Genomic DNA, 14,838 nt, shown 5'->3' with positions numbered 1-14,838 from the left:
GCCGCTCGGAACACGACGTTCCTGTCGGACCGCTCGGGTGGAGCGGCTGCTGGTGCTGCCGCAGCCAATACCCGAGAGGGGGCCGTCGCAAGCGCGGAAGGTCTTGCTGGTGTCAGCGTGCCTGGCAGGCCGGGGCCACGTCAAGAGGCTCCAAGCGCCTGCTCGCCGGGTTTCCCACGGATGGGCTACCCACCGCGACACCGCCATGTCGCACCATGAGTGCGAACACCCTGCTCACACCACTGATACCCGGAGTCACCAAGCATGACGGGCGGTGATCCGTCTGTCGGATCACCGCCCGTTCATTTTGCGGTGTGCCGCGGCTCACCCGAGCCGGACACGCGCCACGGTCGACCGCACGGGTCGACCCCAGGTCACTTGAGGGTGACCTTGGCGCCCTCACCCTCGAGCTTGGCCTTCGCCTTCTCGGCGGTCTCCTTGTTGACCTTCTCCAGGATCGCCTTCGGCGCGGCCTCGACCGCGTCCTTGGCCTCCTTGAGGCCCAGGCCGGTCAGCTCACGCACGACCTTGATGACCTGGATCTTCTTGCCACCGTCGGCCTCGAGGACGACGTCGAACTCGTCCTTCTCCTCCTCGACCGGCGCGGCGGCGGCGCCACCGGCACCACCCGCGGCGGCGACCGCGACCGGCGCGGCGGCGGTGACCTCGAAGGTCTCCTCGAACTGCTTCACGAACTCGGAGAGCTCGATCAGCGTCATCTCCTTGAACGCGTCGAGCAGCTCGTCGGTGCTGAGCTTCGCCATGTCTGGCGTCCTTTCTCGCAATGAAAATTAAAGAACGTGGTGCGCCGGGAGGCCTCAGGCCGCCTCGGCGCCCTCCTGCTCGCGCTTCTTGTCCGCCAGGGCGGCCGCCGCGCGGGCGGCCTTGGAGAGCGGCGCCTGGAACAGGGCCGCGGCCTTGCTCAGGTTGCCCTTCATCGCGCCGGCCAGCTTGGCCAGCAGCACCTCACGGGACTCCAGGTCGGCGAGCTTCGTGACCTCGGCCGCGGAAATGGCCTTGCCCTCGAACACACCGCCCTTGATGACGAGCTTCGGGTTGGCCTTCGCGAAGTCGCGAAGACCCTTCGCCGCCTCGACGACGTCGCCCGAAACGAAAGTCAGCGCGGTAGGACCGGTGAACAGCTCGTCGAGGCCGGAGATGCCCGCCTCGGTCGCGGCACGCTTGGCCAGCGTGTTCTTCGCGACCGTGTAGGTGGTCTCCTTGCCGAGCGAGCGCCGCAGCTGGGTGAGCTGGGAAACCGTCAGACCACGGTACTCGGTGAGCACCGCAGCGCCCGAGGTACGGAAGCTCTCGGTCAGCTCAGCGACGGCCGTGGCCTTGTCGGCCCGGATCGGCTTGTCCGCCATGTCCCTCCTCTCTCGTTACTCGGAGCTGGTCGCCGTCGGGGAGCACAGGGCTCGGTGACGGCGCCGGAGGCGTCACGACAACGAAAAAACCCCGGCGCAGGGCGCGCGGGGCGAGGGCGGGGCCGATCACCATGGTCGGCGGACCACGGGGAGGAACCGAACTACGCTTACCGCCCTGCGCGGGTCGCCCGTCATCGCGGAGCCTTCGACCGTGCCGGGGCACGGTGACCAGCGGTCTCTGGGTGGAACTACCGCACCAGGTTACGCGACGGCCCGGCCATCACCAAATCGCCCTCCGCCGGTCACGGGCGGACCCGCCGCCACCGCACGTAGCCGGCCAGTGCCGCCCCCGCCCAGGCCAGCGCCCAGGCCGACAGGAGCAGCGCGGTGCCGGTGGGCAGGGAACCGGCGAGCGCCCGCGCGGTGGCCAGCACCGGCGGCACCAGCCAGGGCGCCGCCGAGCCGCGCAGGCCCAGCGCGAGGGTGCCGACCGCGCCCAGGGCGAGCACGGCGACGCCGTACCCGGCGCTGCGGGTGAGCGCCCGGCTGGCCAGGGCGCCCAGGGCCACCGCGGGCAGCAGGGCGAGCAGGTGCGCCCACAGGCCGAGGGCCAGCGCCGCCACCACCGGCGGATCACCCGGACCGGGCGCGGCCACCCCGCCGACCAGCCACGGGAAGAGCAGCGCGACCAGCACCGTGCCCACCCCGGCGAGCACGGCCGCGAGCAGCCCGGCGAGCCGCTCCCGGACCGGACCGACAAGCACCTGCGCCAGCCGGCGCTGCACGTCCGGCTCGACGTCCAGCAGGATCTTGGTCTGCCAGGCCAGCACCGGGAAGAGCACCACCGCACTGACGCCGTACGCCTCCGCCGGGCGGGCCCGGCCGCCGCCGTACAGGATGCCCAGGGCCAGCAGGCCGGCCAGCAGCGGCGCCAGCGCCCGTCCGGTACGCAGGAAGCCGGCCAGCCGCATCCGAACCAGGGCGCTCACCGGGCCACCTCCCCCGCCCGGCCGTCCCGTGCCGGCTCGCCCGCCGACCCGGCCCCGGCGGGCGGGACGGGTGCCGGCGGCGCAGCCGCCCCCGGGGGCGTGCCGGCGGGTTCGCGTACCCGCAGGATCTGGTGGCCGTCGGCGCGTAACCGGGCGACGGTGCCGGCCACCCGCGCGGCCGGCACAGCGACCTCGACCACGGCGACGGCGGCGTCACCGGCGGCCGGCTCGTCGGTGACCAGACCGTCGGCGACCGTCCAGTGCCAGGCTCCGGGGAGCCGGACCGTCTCGCCCCGGTGGTCGCTGACCAGGACCGCTCCCCCGGCCGCCAGCACCTCGTCGACCAGTTCCGGCACCAGGCCCCGGGCGGCGGCGTCCAGCCCCTCCCAGGGCTCGTCGAGGACCAGCAGACCGGGGGTCCGCAGCATCGCCTGGGCCAGGCCGACCTTCTGCGCGGTGCCCTTGGACAGGTCGGGCAGGCGGACCGCGCGGAACGGGGTCAGGCCCAGCCGGTCGGTCCACCTGTCGACGGCCCGGTCGGCGTCGGCCCGGCCCAGGCCGGCGGCCCGGCCCATGGCGGTGAGGTAGCGGGTCACGGTGAACGGCTGGTCGGCGGGGAACCGCTCGGGCACCCAGCCGACCCGGTGCGGGCGGTCGACCACCCGGCCCCGGACCGGACGCAGCACCCCGGCGCAGAGTTGCAGCAGGGTCGACTTGCCGGCCCCGTTGCGGCCGAGCACCACCGCCACCTCGCCCGGGTCGAGGCGGGCCGTGACGCCGCGCAGCACCCAGGGGCCGCCCCGACGGTACCGGAGCCGGACGTCCTCCAGTCGCATGGGGTGAGCCTGCCACAGCCCGACACACGGCAGGGGCCCCGCCACGGTGCGTGGCGGGGCCCCTGCGCGGGAGCGGTCGGGATCAGCCCTCGACGGCGTTCTCCTGCAGGTTCTTCACCACGTTCGGGTCGATCGGGACGCCCGGACCCATCGTGGTGGCCAGGGTGACCTTCTTGAGGTACTTGCCCTTGGCCGCGGACGGCTTGGCGCGGAGCACCTCGTCCAGCACCGCGGCGTAGTTGTCGATCAGCTGGGTCTCGGAGAACGAGGCCTTGCCGATGATCAGGTGGAGGTTGGAGTGCTTGTCCACCCGGAAGGTGATCTTGCCGCCCTTGATGTCCGAGACGGCCTTGGTGACGTCCATGGTCACCGTGCCCGTCTTCGGGTTCGGCATCAGGCCGCGCGGGCCCAGGATCCGCGCGATCCGGCCGATCTTGGCCATCTGGTCCGGCGTGGCGATCGCCGCGTCGAAGTCCAGCCAGCCGCCCTGGATCCGGGCGACCAGCTCGTCCGTGCCCACCTCGTCGGCACCGGCGGCGGCGGCCTCCTCGGCCTTCGCGCCGGCGGCGAAGACGATCACGCGGGCGGTCTTACCGGTGCCGTGCGGCAGGTTGACCACGCCGCGGACCATCTGGTCCGCCTTGCGGGGGTCGACGCCGAGGCGCATGGCGACCTCGACCGTGGCGTCGAACTTGGCGCTGGTGGTGTCCTTGGCGAGCTTGACCGCCTCGGCCGGGGTGTAGAGCTTCGACTTGTCGATCGCCTCGGCGGCCTTGCGGTACGTCTTGCTGCGCTGCATCTCGGGTTACTCCTGTGGTCTCTGGCGGGCCGCGGTCGACGCGCGCCCTCCCACGAACTGGTCTGGGGGACTGACGGGCGTCAGTCGTTGACGACGATGCCCATCGACCGGGCGGTACCGGCGATGATCTTCGCAGCCTGGTCGATGTCGTTGGCGTTGAGGTCGACCATCTTCTTCTCGGCGATCTCGCGCACCTGGGCCTGGCTCACCGAGCCGACCTTCTGGCTCTGCGGCACGCCGGAGCCCTTGTCCACGCCGGCGGCCTTGAGCAGCAGCCGGGCGGCGGGCGGGGTCTTCAGGACGAAGGTGAAGGAGCGGTCCTCGTAGACGCTGATCTCGGCGGGGACGATGTCGCCCCGCTGGGACTCGGTCTGCGCGTTGTAGGACTTGCAGAACTCCATGATGTTCACGCCGTGCTGACCGAGCGCGGGGCCCACCGGCGGCGCCGGGGTCGCCTGGCCCGCCTTCAGCTGAAGCGTGAACGTCTTGACGAGCTTCTTCTTCGGAGGCATGTCACTTCCTGGGGCTTGGAACTGGGAAAGGTGCCGGCCACGGGCGCGCACGGTCAGCGCGGTGCCACAGCGACGACATTCAAGGGTAGCGCAGCGCCCGGCGACCCTCTGCGCCGAGGTCCACGCCGGGACGTAACGACGTCGCCGGCGGCGGGCCGTGGCCCACCGCCGGCGACGAAAACGACGTCAGATCTTGGCGACCTGGTTGAAGTTCAGCTCGACCGGGGTCTCCCGGCCGAAGATCGACACCAGCACCTTGAGCTTCTGCTGGTCGGCGTTGATCTCGCTGATCGTCGCCGGCAGCGAGGCGAACGCCCCGTCGGTGACGGTGACCGAGTCGCCCACCTCGAAGTCGAGGACCTTAATCTCGGGCTTGGCCTTCTTCTGCTCGGTCTCCACCGCCGGAGCCAGCCACTTGAGCACCTCGTCGAGGCTCAGCGGCGCCGGCCGGTCGGCCCGGTCGGTGGCCCCCACGAACCCGGTGACCCCCGGCGTGTTGCGCACGCAGGAGTAGGACTCGGCGGTCAGCTCCATCCGGACCAGGATGTAGCCGGGGAAGACCTTGGCCTGGATCTGGGAACGCTTGCCGTTCTTGACCTCGACCTCTTCCCGGGTCGGGACCTCGACCTGGTAGATGAACTCCTCCATGTCGAGGGAGGTGATCCGGGTCTCGAGGTTGGTCTTGACCTTGTTCTCGTAACCGGCGTACGAGTGCACCACGTACCAGTCGCCGGGCGCGTAGCGCAGCTTCTGGCGCAGCTCGGCGACCGGGTCGTAGTCCTCGTCCGGCTCCGGCTCCGTGGTCGGGAATTCCGGCTCGCTGGCGGCCTCGACCGACTCGTCACTCGCCGCCGTCGCGACCGTGGACTGGTCGTCCGTGGTCCCGGCGGTCTCGTCGTACTCAGGCACGCTTGCTCACTTCCGTCACTATCGGCTCAGTCGGCCGGTCAGCTGGGGCTGCCGAAGACCCACAGCACGCCCTTCGCGAAGGCGAAGTCGAGCAGGCCCACGATGGTCAGCATCACCGCGACGAAGGTGACCACCACGGCGGTGTAGGTCAGCAGCTCCTTGCGGGTCGGCCAGATGACCTTACGCAGTTCGGCGACGACCTCGCGGAAGAAACGCGCGATGCGGCCGAACGGCCCCACCCGGTCGGTCTCGGAGCGGGTCTTCGACTTGCTGTCGGCGGCACCCGCACGGGTCCGCGACCGGGTCGCGGTGCCACCCCGGGATACCGGCTCGTCCGCATCGGTGGCGTCGTCGTCGGTGGCGTCGCTGTCGGCGGTCACCTCGTCGACGACCTCGTCACGCTCGTCGCGCAGACCGTCGTCGCCGGCGTCCTCGCCGCGCCGCTTGCTCTCGGCCACTTCGCCCTCCGTCGCGGGATGTCGGGTCGTACGCCGGGAGGCGTACGCGGCGCTGGTCACGCCGGCCGGACCAACCGTCCCGCGACGGGCCGCGGCCGGCGGACCGGACGAAGGGCTCCGAGTCGCCTCGAAGCCACCCCGCCGATGCCACCACCACGGGCCGGACGCCGCCTTGCGGCGGCGCGACCCACGGGAACGGTCAGGCCTGAGGCGCAGGGGTGACAGGACTTGAACCTGCAGCCTGCGGTTTTGGAGACCGCTGCTCTGCCAATTGAGCTACACCCCTGTGCGGCAACGCTCGCCCCACCCGACCTACGCGGCCGAGCAGGGGTCACTTGCCCCACGGCGGACCAGTGTACGGGTAGCACCCCGACTTTCCCAACCGGTCCCGCCCGGTCCGTGCCGACGAACCCTCAGTCGGCCGTCCGCACGGTCGCCCGCGCCTGCGACAGGACCTTCTCGCCACCACACCGGGCGGTCACATCGAGCCTGGTCAGGCCGGCTTCGGTGACCTCCTTGACCACCGCGTCGACGGTGATCTCGGTGCCCTCGTCGTCGTCGGGGACGACCACCGGCCGGGTGAACCGCACCCCGAACTCGACCACCGCGTCGGGCGCGCCGGCCCACTCGGTGACCGCCCGACCGACAAGCGCCATGGTGAACATGCCGTGGGCGATCACCCCGGGCAGCCCCACCTTCGTGGCGGTCCGGTCGCTCCAGTGGATCGGGTTGAAGTCCCCCGAGGCGCCCGCGTAGCGGACCAGGTCCGCCCGGGTCACCCGGAACGTACGGGTCGACAGGTCCACGTCAGGACTCCCCACGGACGACGAGCTTGGACCAGACGGCGACCACCGGCTCACCGGCCACGGTGGTCACGTCGGTGCGGGTGGTGAGGAAGCCGTGCCCGCTGCGGGAGCTGATCTCCTCGATGGTGTTCACACAGACCAGCTCGTCCCCGGCCACCACCGGCCGGGTGTAGGCGAACCGCTGGTCGCCGTGCACCACCCGGCTGTAGTCGACCCCGAGCGCCGGATCGTCGACGATCTGCTGGCTGGCGGCCATGGTGATCAGGACCGGGAAGGTGGGCGGGGCGACCACGTCCGGGTGGCCGAGCGCGCGGGCCGCCGCCGGGTCGTGGTGGGCCGGGTCGGTCGCGCCGATGGCGGTGGCGAACTCGCGGATCTTTTCTCGGCCCACCTGGTAGGGGGCGGTCGGCGGGTACGTCCGGCCGACGAAGGACGGGTCCAGGGACATGCCGCCGAACCTACACGGGACGCACGAACGCCGATCCGCACGGTTGGTGCGCCCCTGAAAGGGGGCGCACCAACCGTGCGGATCGGCGTCCGGGGAAGCGCTGCGGACCGGGCCGGCTACTGCCGGCCGCAGGTCAGCGGGTCTCGCGGTGGATCGTGTGCTTGCCGTCCCGGGGGCAGAACTTCTTCATCTCGATGCGGTCCGGGTCGTTGCGGCGGTTCTTGCGCGTGATGTAGTTGCGCTCCTTGCACTCCACACACGCCAAAGTGATCTTCGGCCGGACATCGGTCGCCTTCGCCACGGCGGAGTGCCTTCCTCGCTACGGATATCAACTACAGCGCATCAGCCTACGCGGACAACGCCTGGACATGCAAAGCGGGCGCCAGTGGCGCCCGTCCCACCGACCACCGGGGATGAGCCCGAAGGACGAGAGTAGCGGTGGCCGGACTTGAACCGGCGACACAGCGATTATGAGCCGCTTGCTCTGCCATCTGAGCTACACCGCCGCAGGCGGGTCCAGCCGGACCCTCTGAGCCCCCTTACGGAATCGAACCGTAGACCTTCTCCTTACCATGGAGACGCTCTGCCGACTGAGCTAAGGGGGCCTACCCGATCACCCCGGAGGGCGTCGCGCAGGGGATACATTACACGGCACCGCGCCGGGGGTGAAATGGGATCCCCCTGTCCCGCATCGCCGCAGCTCAGGGTACGACGCGGAGCCTCGGCAGCGCGTCCGGGTCGATCGCCTCCTGGTCGGTCTGGGCACCGAACCAGGCCTCCAGCCGCTCGTACGGCAGCGGCCGGCTGAACAGGAAGCCCTGCCCGATCTCGCAGCCGATGTCCTGGAGCAGTTCGAGGGTCAGCTCGCTCTCCACCCCCTCGGCCACCACCGACAGGCCGAACTGCTGGGACAGCGACACCACCGCGTTCACGATCGCCAGGTCCCCCGGGTCGGTCGCCATCCCCTGCACGAACGACCGGTCCACCTTCACCTCGTGCACCGGCAGCCGACGCAGCTGGGCCAGCGACGAGTTGCCCGTGCCGAAGTCGTCCACCGCCAGCCGGACGCCGAGGTCCCGCAGCCGGCGCAGGGTGGGGATGGGCCGCTCGGTGCCGTCGAGGACCGCCGCCTCCGGGATCTCCACGGTCAGCAGCTGCGGCGGGACACCGTACTCGGTCAGCAGCTCACCGACCCGGTCCGGGAAGTGCCTGTCGGTCAGCGAGCGGGCGGCGATGTTGACCGCCACCGCCAACGGCTGCCCGGTGCGGCTCCAGTCCCGGCTGCGGCGCAGCCCCTCCCGCAGGACGAACTCGGTGAGCCGACCCAACTGCCCGGTGTGCTCGGCGACCGCGACGAAGTCCTCCGGGGAGACCGTGCCGTGCGCCGGGTGCTCCCAGCGGGCCAGGCACTCCACCCCGAGCAGGCGGCGGTCCCGCAGCGTCACCTTCGGCTGGAAGTAGACCTCCAACTCCCCCTCGTCGAGGGCGCGACGCAGGTCACCGGCGAGCCCGAGCCGGCGCAGCGACCGCGACTCCAGCGCCGGGTTGAACAACTGCACGCTGCCCGGCACCGCCTTGGCCGCAGTGGCCGCCAGGTCGACCCGTTGCAGGAGCACGGCGGCGTCACTGCCGTGATCCGGGTGCACCGCCACCCCGACCGCGGTGTCCACGTCGAGGGTGAGCGCGTCGAAGACCATCTCGTCGCGGATCTGCTCGCGGAGCTGGGCGGCCAGTTCCAGAGCCGCCTCGGCGTTCTCCAGCCGCAGCGTCACCAGGAACTCGTCCCCACCGGCCCGACCCACCAGGGCCGACGAGGGGGCGCAGGCGCGCAGCCGCTCGGCCACCTCGACGAGGACCTTGTCCCCCGCCGCGTGGCCCAGTGACTCGTTGACCTGCCGCAGGCCGTCGACGTCGAAGAGCAGGACGGCGACCACCTCGCCGGGTGCCCGGATCTTGACCGCCTCGGCCAGCGCGGCGGTGATCCGCCGCCGGTTGGGCAGCGTGGTCAGCGCGTCGTGGTAGGCGTCGTGGCGCAGCCGGTCGACCAGCCGCGAATTCTCCAGGGCGACGGCGGCGTGCGCGGCCACGGTCTCGAAGACGGGGATGTCGCTGGTGGTGAAGTGGCCGATGTCGCTGAGCCGGTTGGTGACCTCCAGGGTGCCGATCACCGCCTGGCCGGACCGCAGCGGCACCACGATCGCGTCCTTGACCTGCTGCGCGCCGACCTCCCGGCGCAGGGCCGTGTCGTCGCCGAGCAGCCGCCCGATGGACAGCGTCTTGCCCAGCTCACGGGCCTGTTCCCGGAAGACCGTCGGGGTGGGCGCGAAGTCCAGCAGGCCCGGGGTGTCGACCCGGGCGGTCAGCAGCACCTCGGGGTGCCGACGCTGGGCGGGCAGCCACAGGGTGGCGTACTCGGCCTGCATCAGGGCCCGCACCCGGTCGAGGAGGATGTCGGCGAGCGCCCCCTCGGCGCTGTTGGTGAGCAACCGGGTCAGGTCGTACATGCCGGTCAGGGTGCGGTGCTGCCGGAAGAACTGCGAGTAGGAGCGGTAGACCTGGAACAACGCCGCGAACAACGCCGCCAGCAGCAGCACCGACCACCAGGTGGTCTTCAACGCGATCAGGACGAGCAGGCCCACCGAGGCGTTGATCGAGGTGGTGAGGAAGACCGACGGCGCGGTACGTAGCGCCTCCCGCCCGGCCTGCCAGCCCTGTAGCAGCACGTGCACCCCGGCCACCGAGAGCAGGCTGACCAGGGTGATGGTGTTGACCGCCAGGAACAGGATGCCCCAGGTGCCCGGCCCCACCCCCTTGAGCGGGGGCAGGGCCAGCAGGAGCAGCCCGGCCAACGAGGTGGCCGCCGCCGCCTTCGCGACGTTGAACCACAGCTTGGCCGGGGCGAACCGGTGTGACGCGCTCCAGATCAGCACGGAGAGCGTGTATATGAGCACCACGATCAGCGGTGGCAGGAAGAAGAGCGCGACGACGAGGGGCACCTCGGTCAACGTCACCCCGACGGACTGCCGCCGGACTATGACGTTGAGGACCGGGATGCTGATCCCCGTCATCGCCACGAAGAGAACGAACGCCAGGCCCCACTTCCCGAACTCGGGCCGCAGGACACCGATCGCGGTGCTGAAGACGATGGCCAGCAGGGCCAGGGGGGCGGTGATGAACCAGGCGCGTTCGGTGGACTTACGCCGCTGATCTCGGCTGGCCATGCGCCACCCTCTCCCTGAGAGACGTCACCCCCAGGACACCGGGAGCGGGGACGACGCGGGGGCTTAGCGCGCGCCGCCCATCGTCCAGACGACGTCCGCCATTTGCGCGCTGCCGTCGATGGACTGGACGCCGGCGACGGCGAGTCCACCCAGGATGGTGGCGAGCACGAGGAGCGAGCCAAACAGCCGGCCCAGCCTTCGACCAGACATGATTGCTCCTGTCGAGAGAGTGTTCACGGGGGATGGTGGAGGTTCCACGATCGTGCCACACCTCGGGTACCCAGAAAAGCGGGGAGAGCGGCGCTGGTCCGAGCAGCGGAGAGGTTCCGCCGTTCGGCCCACCACCGTCACCTCCCCGTGCCAGATCAGCGGCACCAGGACGGGTAACAGCCTCCACGAATCGCCCAATGTCACTATCGACGCAAACCCGATCTTAACGGCGCGGGGCCGTTCTCCGGGTAGCGGTGCGGCCGTCGTAGTCGAGGGCCGCGACGACTGCTCCCGGAACCGTCACATCGATCACCATAGCTCATTTCGTCAGGTACGGAAGCGGCCTGTCGGGAGTCGACGGACTCCGCACCAGATCAACGACAAAACGCGCGTACGGTGGCGAGCCGGCGCGAGCAGGTGAAACACCCGCCGAGGCGGGCGGGCCCCGTGATGTCGCACCCCGATGATGTCGTGAATCCATGACATCGCAGACACCGGCGACGCCGGTGATCGAGGAACGAGCGGCCCAGCCGTACCTGGGGATCAGACGCACGGTGACCATGGCGACCATCGGCGACGCAGCGGCCGCCCTGTCCGACCTGACCGACTGGCTGACCGCGCGGGGGATCACCCCGGCCGGCCCGGACTTCCTGCGCTACCACGTGATCGACATGGCGCGGGAGCTGGAGGTCGAGGCGGGCGTGCCGCTGCCGGCCGACGCGCAGCTCGCGGTCGAGGCGCCCCTGGGCTCCGGCGTGCTGCCGGCCGGCCGCTACCTCACCACCACCCACGTCGGCGACCCCGACGAACTGGTGGCGGTGACCGGGGCGTTCCTGGAGTGGGCCCAGCGCCACGGGTTGCGCTGGGACGCCAGCGACACCGGGGCGGGTGAACGCTGGGGCTGCCGGTTGGAGATATACCACCTCGGCCCGGACGACGACCCCGACCGCAGCACGTGGAAGACGCAGTTGGCGTTCCGCCTGGCGGATTGAGCAGGGGCGGGATAGCTGGGGAGGTTTGGGGGTATGTCGGGGGTTATGGCAGGTCAGAACGGTGCGGTGGACGAGGAGCACGCGCGGCCGACGGGAGTCGACGACGCGACGGTCGAGGCGTTGGGCAAGCTGAGCGAGGCGTTGGAGACGATCCACCGGGTGCGCGGTCACCTCTACTCCGCGCACCAGCTCGTCGGCGGCGCGGACCTCACCCTGGACCGGGTGGTGGAGCTGCTGCGCGGGGCCGGGCACGACGAGGTGGCCGACCGGGTCGAACACGAGCTGCTGGGGCGCAACCTGCTGCCCGGCCGGTGGACGTTCCAGATCGTGGAGGAGTTCGACGACGGCTACTACGCCACGTTCCAGGAGATCGAGCGGTACGCCCGGGAGAAGTTGGCCGACGGCCGGCGGCACCTCTACGAGGCGGAGATGAAGCAGCGGCGGCGTACCCACGGCATGCCCGGCCACGAGGCCACGCCGTAGCCCGCGCGGCCTCCCCGACCGGGACGGGCGTCGCGCATGATCAACGCAACTGGGCCGAGGTAGCGGTATCCGCCCCGCCCCGATACCACTACCTCGGCCCAACGGTGCGGCGGGTGAGGGTCACCACTGGCGGCGTACACCCGCTTTGGGGCCGGTGACCAGGGTGGCGGGCGGGATGTCGTCGGCGACCACCGCGCCGGCCGCCACCACGGCGTCACGGCCGATGCGGACGCCGGGGAGGATCGTCGCGCCGGCCCCGATCCAGACGTTCTCCGCCACGTCGATGGGCGCACCGGTCAGCCACTCCCGCCGCTGCACGGGGTCGACCGGGTGACCGAGGGTGATGAAGGTGGCCTTCGGGCCGATCATGACGCCCTCGCCGAGCCGGATGCCGGCATAGTCGAGGAACGTGCAGTTCTGGTTGATGAACACCCGCTCCGCGATCTCCAGGTTGAGGCCGTGGTCGGTGTAGAACGGCGGATAGATGGTGACCCGCGCCGGCAGCGGCCGGCCGAGAAGCTGCGCCAACAGCTCCGTCCGCCCGGCCTCGTCGTCGAAGGGCAGCACGTTCAGCCGGGAGGTCAACTCGGTGGCCCGCAGCACCCTCGCCGCCATCGCCTGGAACTCGGGGCTGTGGATACGCATGAAGCGGTCGTCGGACATCCCGCGATCCTCGCCGACGCCGCAGGGGCGCGCCGCTGCGGGCCGCCCCGCGCACCGCTCCTCCCCCGGCCGGCCCCACCGTAGCCCCGCATCATCCGCGCGCCCGGTCAACTCCCGTCGGCCTGCTCCGGGAGACCGGGCACTGTTCCTCCGCGAGCGGATCAGGTAAGCCATCCACATGACCCGAACCGATGCGAACACCCTGAATGACGGGATTTCGGTGAAGACTGACCGCCAGCGGGTGACCCGGGCAGGTATCGCCCGGGTGGCCGGCCTCGCGTTGCTGTGGGGCTCCGGCTTCCTCTGGATCAAGCTCGCGTTGCGGGGCTTCAACCCGGTGCAGATCGTGTTCGCCCGGCTCCTGCTCGGCTTCCTGGTCCTGACCCCGATCGCCCTGTCCCGGGGACTCCACTTCCCGAGGCAGGGTCGGCTGTGGGGTCACCTGTTCGCGGCCGCCCTGGTCGCCAATGCCGTGCCGTACCTGTTGTTCAGCGTCGCGGAGGAGACGATCGGGTCGAACGTGGCGGGGGTGCTGAACGCGACCACGCCGCTGTGGACGCTGCTGTTGGCATTCATCGTCGGCGTCGACCGGGCCGTCACCGTCAAGAAGGCCGCCGGGTTCACCCTCGGGTTCCTCGGCGTCGTGGTCATCTTCTCGCCGTGGGAATCCGCGAGCGAGATCGCCAGTTGGGGCGGCCTCGCCTGCCTCGCCGCAGCCGCCAGCTACGGACTCGGCTACGTCTACATGGGCCGGTTCCTGTCCGGACGCGGAATCCCGCCGCTCGTACTGTCGGCGGCCCAGCTCGGCGCGGCCACCGTACTGCTGGTCCCGGCGCTGCCGTTCGCCGGACTGGAGTCGCCGGTGTGGCGGCCCGACGCGGTGGCGAGCCTGCTCGTCCTCGGGGTGCTCGGCACCGGGGCCGCCTACGTCCTGAACTACCGCATCATCGACGACGAGGGGCCGACCGCCGCTTCGGTGGTCACCTACCTGCTGCCCGTCGTCGCCGTGATCCTCGGCTGGGTGATCCTCCGCGAGGCCGTCACGACCGCGATCGTGGCCGGAATCGCCCTGGTGCTCGCCGGGGTCACCCTGACCCGGCGACGGTCCACCGAAATCGGATAACCCGCACGTCACATCGACCGGCGATCGTCGTACCTCGGGTGGTTCGGACGGGCCTGCCCATGGGTCACCGACCCGAAGCCGGTCACCGATGCCACGCTTCATCGGTCCCTGAAACGGCATGGAGGACGCTGATGCAGGTCGTCATGGCAACCAGCCCGGCCAAGCCCGACCAGCCGAATGAGGACTTCGTCGGTGCCGTACCGAATGCCGTCGTCCTGCTCGACGGGGCCGGGCTGGCCGGCACCACCTCGACCTGCCTGCACGGTGTCGCCTGGTACACCCGCCGGCTCGGCGGGGCACTGCTCGCCCAGCTCGCAGCCGACGACGGTCGGGAACTCACCGCCATCCTCGGTCAGGCCATCGCGGAGGTCGCCGACGCGCACCGGGACACCTGCGACATCGGTGACCCGAGCAGTCCGTCAGCGACCGTCACCATCCTCCGGGTCGACGACGACCGCGCCGACCACCTCGTGCTCGCCGACTCCGTGCTGGTCCTCGACCACGCCGGGAACGCCCCCGAGGTGATCACCGACGGTCGGGTGGACGCCGTCGGCAGCCGCTACCGCGCCGCGATGGACGCCGCCCCGAACGGGAGCCCCGAACACGACCGGGCGCTGCGCGAATACATCGAAACGATGCGCGTCCACCGCAACCGGCCTGGCGGGTTCTGGGTCGCCGCCGACGACCCGGGGGTGGCGGCGGAAGCGCTGACCGGGAGCCGGCCTGTCGCGGACATCAGGGGTGCCGTCCTGCTCAGTGACGGGGCCAGCCGCATCGTGGACCAGTTCGCGCTGGCGGACTGGCCGGAAGTTCTCGCGCTCATCGCCGCGGAAGGGCCGGGCGAGGTGATCCGGCGGGTCCGGGCGGCGGAGGCCGGCGATCCGCAGGGCCGGCGGTGGCCGCGCGCCAAGGCGTACGACGATGCCACGCTGGCCTGGTGCACCCGGTTTCCCAACCGACAGGCACCCGACGGATCGGGCTTCACTCCTGAGGCGAACATGATCGAACGGTGACACGTGTGC

At 71.0% G+C, this 14,838-nt stretch carries 18 protein-coding genes and 3 tRNA genes; 4 read left to right on the top strand and 17 right to left on the bottom strand.

The genetic code is table 11. The features are described from left to right. Positions 1-374: 374 nt before the first annotated feature. The 16 genes from rplL to ACN265_RS02345 all read right to left on the bottom strand — a co-directional run bounded on the left by rplL (position 375) and on the right by ACN265_RS02345 (position 10,555). Positions 375-764, bottom strand: a complete 390-nt coding sequence (gene rplL, locus ACN265_RS02420; protein WP_091276487.1) for a 50S ribosomal protein L7/L12 — start codon at positions 762-764, stop codon at positions 375-377. Positions 765-818: 54 nt separating this feature from the next. Further along, the gene (rplJ, locus tag ACN265_RS02415) at positions 819-1,367 is read right to left on the bottom strand and encodes a 50S ribosomal protein L10 (RefSeq protein WP_088644793.1); all 549 of its coding nucleotides are present in this window, start codon (positions 1,365-1,367) and stop codon (positions 819-821) included. A gap of 302 nt (positions 1,368-1,669) precedes the next feature. Then, a complete protein-coding gene (locus ACN265_RS02410) occupies positions 1,670-2,356 on the bottom strand; it encodes a hypothetical protein (RefSeq protein WP_421405909.1) in 687 nt (228 codons plus the stop codon). Continuing rightward, positions 2,353-3,192, bottom strand: a complete 840-nt coding sequence (locus tag ACN265_RS02405) for an ATP-binding cassette domain-containing protein (RefSeq protein WP_421405908.1) — start codon at positions 3,190-3,192, stop codon at positions 2,353-2,355. The genes ACN265_RS02410 and ACN265_RS02405 overlap by 4 nt, the downstream gene beginning before the upstream one ends. A gap of 82 nt (positions 3,193-3,274) precedes the next feature. After that, positions 3,275-3,991 (bottom strand): 50S ribosomal protein L1, encoded by a 717-nt coding sequence (gene rplA / locus ACN265_RS02400; RefSeq protein ID WP_357926366.1) that lies wholly within the window; start codon positions 3,989-3,991, stop codon positions 3,275-3,277. Between the two features lie 80 nt (positions 3,992-4,071). Further along, entirely contained in the window at positions 4,072-4,503 is a 432-nt protein-coding gene (gene rplK / locus ACN265_RS02395; RefSeq protein ID WP_088644789.1) for a 50S ribosomal protein L11, read from the bottom strand. A gap of 186 nt (positions 4,504-4,689) precedes the next feature. Further along, the gene (nusG, locus tag ACN265_RS02390; protein WP_204924848.1) at positions 4,690-5,412 is read right to left on the bottom strand and encodes a transcription termination/antitermination protein NusG; all 723 of its coding nucleotides are present in this window, start codon (positions 5,410-5,412) and stop codon (positions 4,690-4,692) included. Positions 5,413-5,450: 38 nt separating this feature from the next. Continuing rightward, on the bottom strand, positions 5,451-5,870 hold the full coding sequence (gene secE / locus ACN265_RS02385) for a preprotein translocase subunit SecE (RefSeq protein ID WP_088644787.1): 420 nt from the start codon (positions 5,868-5,870) through the stop codon (positions 5,451-5,453). A 213-nt stretch (positions 5,871-6,083) separates the two neighbouring features. Next, a tRNA-Trp gene (locus ACN265_RS02380) sits at positions 6,084-6,156 on the bottom strand. A gap of 127 nt (positions 6,157-6,283) precedes the next feature. Next, positions 6,284-6,676, bottom strand: coding sequence for a MaoC/PaaZ C-terminal domain-containing protein (locus tag ACN265_RS02375; RefSeq protein WP_357926359.1), 393 nt, complete (start codon positions 6,674-6,676; stop codon positions 6,284-6,286). A gap of 1 nt (position 6,677) precedes the next feature. Continuing rightward, the gene (locus ACN265_RS02370; protein WP_088644785.1) at positions 6,678-7,124 is read right to left on the bottom strand and encodes a MaoC family dehydratase N-terminal domain-containing protein; all 447 of its coding nucleotides are present in this window, start codon (positions 7,122-7,124) and stop codon (positions 6,678-6,680) included. 133 nt (positions 7,125-7,257) lie between these two features. Next, the gene (gene rpmG, locus ACN265_RS02365; protein ID WP_357926356.1) at positions 7,258-7,425 is read right to left on the bottom strand and encodes a 50S ribosomal protein L33; all 168 of its coding nucleotides are present in this window, start codon (positions 7,423-7,425) and stop codon (positions 7,258-7,260) included. Between the two features lie 132 nt (positions 7,426-7,557). Beyond that, positions 7,558-7,630, bottom strand: a tRNA-Met gene (locus tag ACN265_RS02360). 26 nt (positions 7,631-7,656) lie between these two features. After that, positions 7,657-7,729: transfer RNA gene (locus ACN265_RS02355), tRNA-Thr, on the bottom strand. A gap of 96 nt (positions 7,730-7,825) precedes the next feature. Next, complete coding sequence (locus tag ACN265_RS02350; protein ID WP_377684977.1) at positions 7,826-10,345, bottom strand: putative bifunctional diguanylate cyclase/phosphodiesterase; 2,520 nt, start codon at positions 10,343-10,345, stop codon at positions 7,826-7,828. Positions 10,346-10,408: 63 nt separating this feature from the next. After that, positions 10,409-10,555, bottom strand: coding sequence for a hypothetical protein (locus ACN265_RS02345; RefSeq protein WP_169733070.1), 147 nt, complete (start codon positions 10,553-10,555; stop codon positions 10,409-10,411). Positions 10,556-11,034: 479 nt separating this feature from the next. Between ACN265_RS02345 and ACN265_RS02340 the strand changes: the two genes are divergently transcribed. Next, positions 11,035-11,547: a GyrI-like domain-containing protein gene (locus ACN265_RS02340; RefSeq protein ID WP_421405906.1), complete on the top strand. Its 513-nt coding sequence runs from the start codon at positions 11,035-11,037 to the stop codon at positions 11,545-11,547. A 45-nt stretch (positions 11,548-11,592) separates the two neighbouring features. Beyond that, a complete protein-coding gene (locus tag ACN265_RS02335) occupies positions 11,593-12,030 on the top strand; it encodes a hypothetical protein (RefSeq protein WP_377684973.1) in 438 nt (145 codons plus the stop codon). A 120-nt stretch (positions 12,031-12,150) separates the two neighbouring features. Here the strand turns inward: ACN265_RS02335 and ACN265_RS02330 are convergent, their stop codons facing one another. Continuing rightward, positions 12,151-12,693, bottom strand: a complete 543-nt coding sequence (locus tag ACN265_RS02330) for a DapH/DapD/GlmU-related protein (RefSeq protein ID WP_204924842.1) — start codon at positions 12,691-12,693, stop codon at positions 12,151-12,153. Between the two features lie 220 nt (positions 12,694-12,913). Here ACN265_RS02330 and ACN265_RS02325 point away from each other — a divergent pair, with 220 nt between their 5' ends. Then, complete coding sequence (locus ACN265_RS02325; protein WP_421405905.1) at positions 12,914-13,816, top strand: DMT family transporter; 903 nt, start codon at positions 12,914-12,916, stop codon at positions 13,814-13,816. A 131-nt stretch (positions 13,817-13,947) separates the two neighbouring features. Further along, complete coding sequence (locus ACN265_RS02320; RefSeq protein WP_421405903.1) at positions 13,948-14,829, top strand: hypothetical protein; 882 nt, start codon at positions 13,948-13,950, stop codon at positions 14,827-14,829. Positions 14,830-14,838: the final 9 nt, after the last annotated feature.

Origin of the sequence: Micromonospora sp. WMMD730, assembly GCF_049178955.1 — a bacterium.
GTDB classification, from domain to species: domain Bacteria; phylum Actinomycetota; class Actinomycetes; order Mycobacteriales; family Micromonosporaceae; genus Micromonospora; species Micromonospora wenchangensis.
The sequence above is the reverse complement of the archived record's forward strand: the minus strand, read 5'-3'. Positions and strand labels throughout refer to the sequence as shown.

Coding starts and splice junctions, on each gene's coding strand:
- ACN265_RS02350 (WP_377684977.1), bottom strand. CDS start 10,345: ATGGCCAGCCGAGATCAGCGGCGTAAGTCCACCGAACGCGCCTGGTTC.
- rplA (WP_357926366.1), bottom strand. CDS start 3,991: ATGCAGCGCAGCAAGACGTACCGCAAGGCCGCCGAGGCGATCGACAAG.
- rplJ (WP_088644793.1), bottom strand. CDS start 1,367: ATGGCGGACAAGCCGATCCGGGCCGACAAGGCCACGGCCGTCGCTGAG.
- ACN265_RS02340 (WP_421405906.1), top strand. CDS start 11,035: ATGACATCGCAGACACCGGCGACGCCGGTGATCGAGGAACGAGCGGCC.
- ACN265_RS02345 (WP_169733070.1), bottom strand. CDS start 10,555: ATGTCTGGTCGAAGGCTGGGCCGGCTGTTTGGCTCGCTCCTCGTGCTC.
- ACN265_RS02370 (WP_088644785.1), bottom strand. CDS start 7,124: ATGTCCCTGGACCCGTCCTTCGTCGGCCGGACGTACCCGCCGACCGCC.
- ACN265_RS02405 (WP_421405908.1), bottom strand. CDS start 3,192: ATGCGACTGGAGGACGTCCGGCTCCGGTACCGTCGGGGCGGCCCCTGG.
- ACN265_RS02335 (WP_377684973.1), top strand. CDS start 11,593: ATGGCAGGTCAGAACGGTGCGGTGGACGAGGAGCACGCGCGGCCGACG.
- rplL (WP_091276487.1), bottom strand. CDS start 764: ATGGCGAAGCTCAGCACCGACGAGCTGCTCGACGCGTTCAAGGAGATG.
- ACN265_RS02330 (WP_204924842.1), bottom strand. CDS start 12,693: ATGTCCGACGACCGCTTCATGCGTATCCACAGCCCCGAGTTCCAGGCG.
- rplK (WP_088644789.1), bottom strand. CDS start 4,503: ATGCCTCCGAAGAAGAAGCTCGTCAAGACGTTCACGCTTCAGCTGAAG.
- ACN265_RS02320 (WP_421405903.1), top strand. CDS start 13,948: ATGCAGGTCGTCATGGCAACCAGCCCGGCCAAGCCCGACCAGCCGAAT.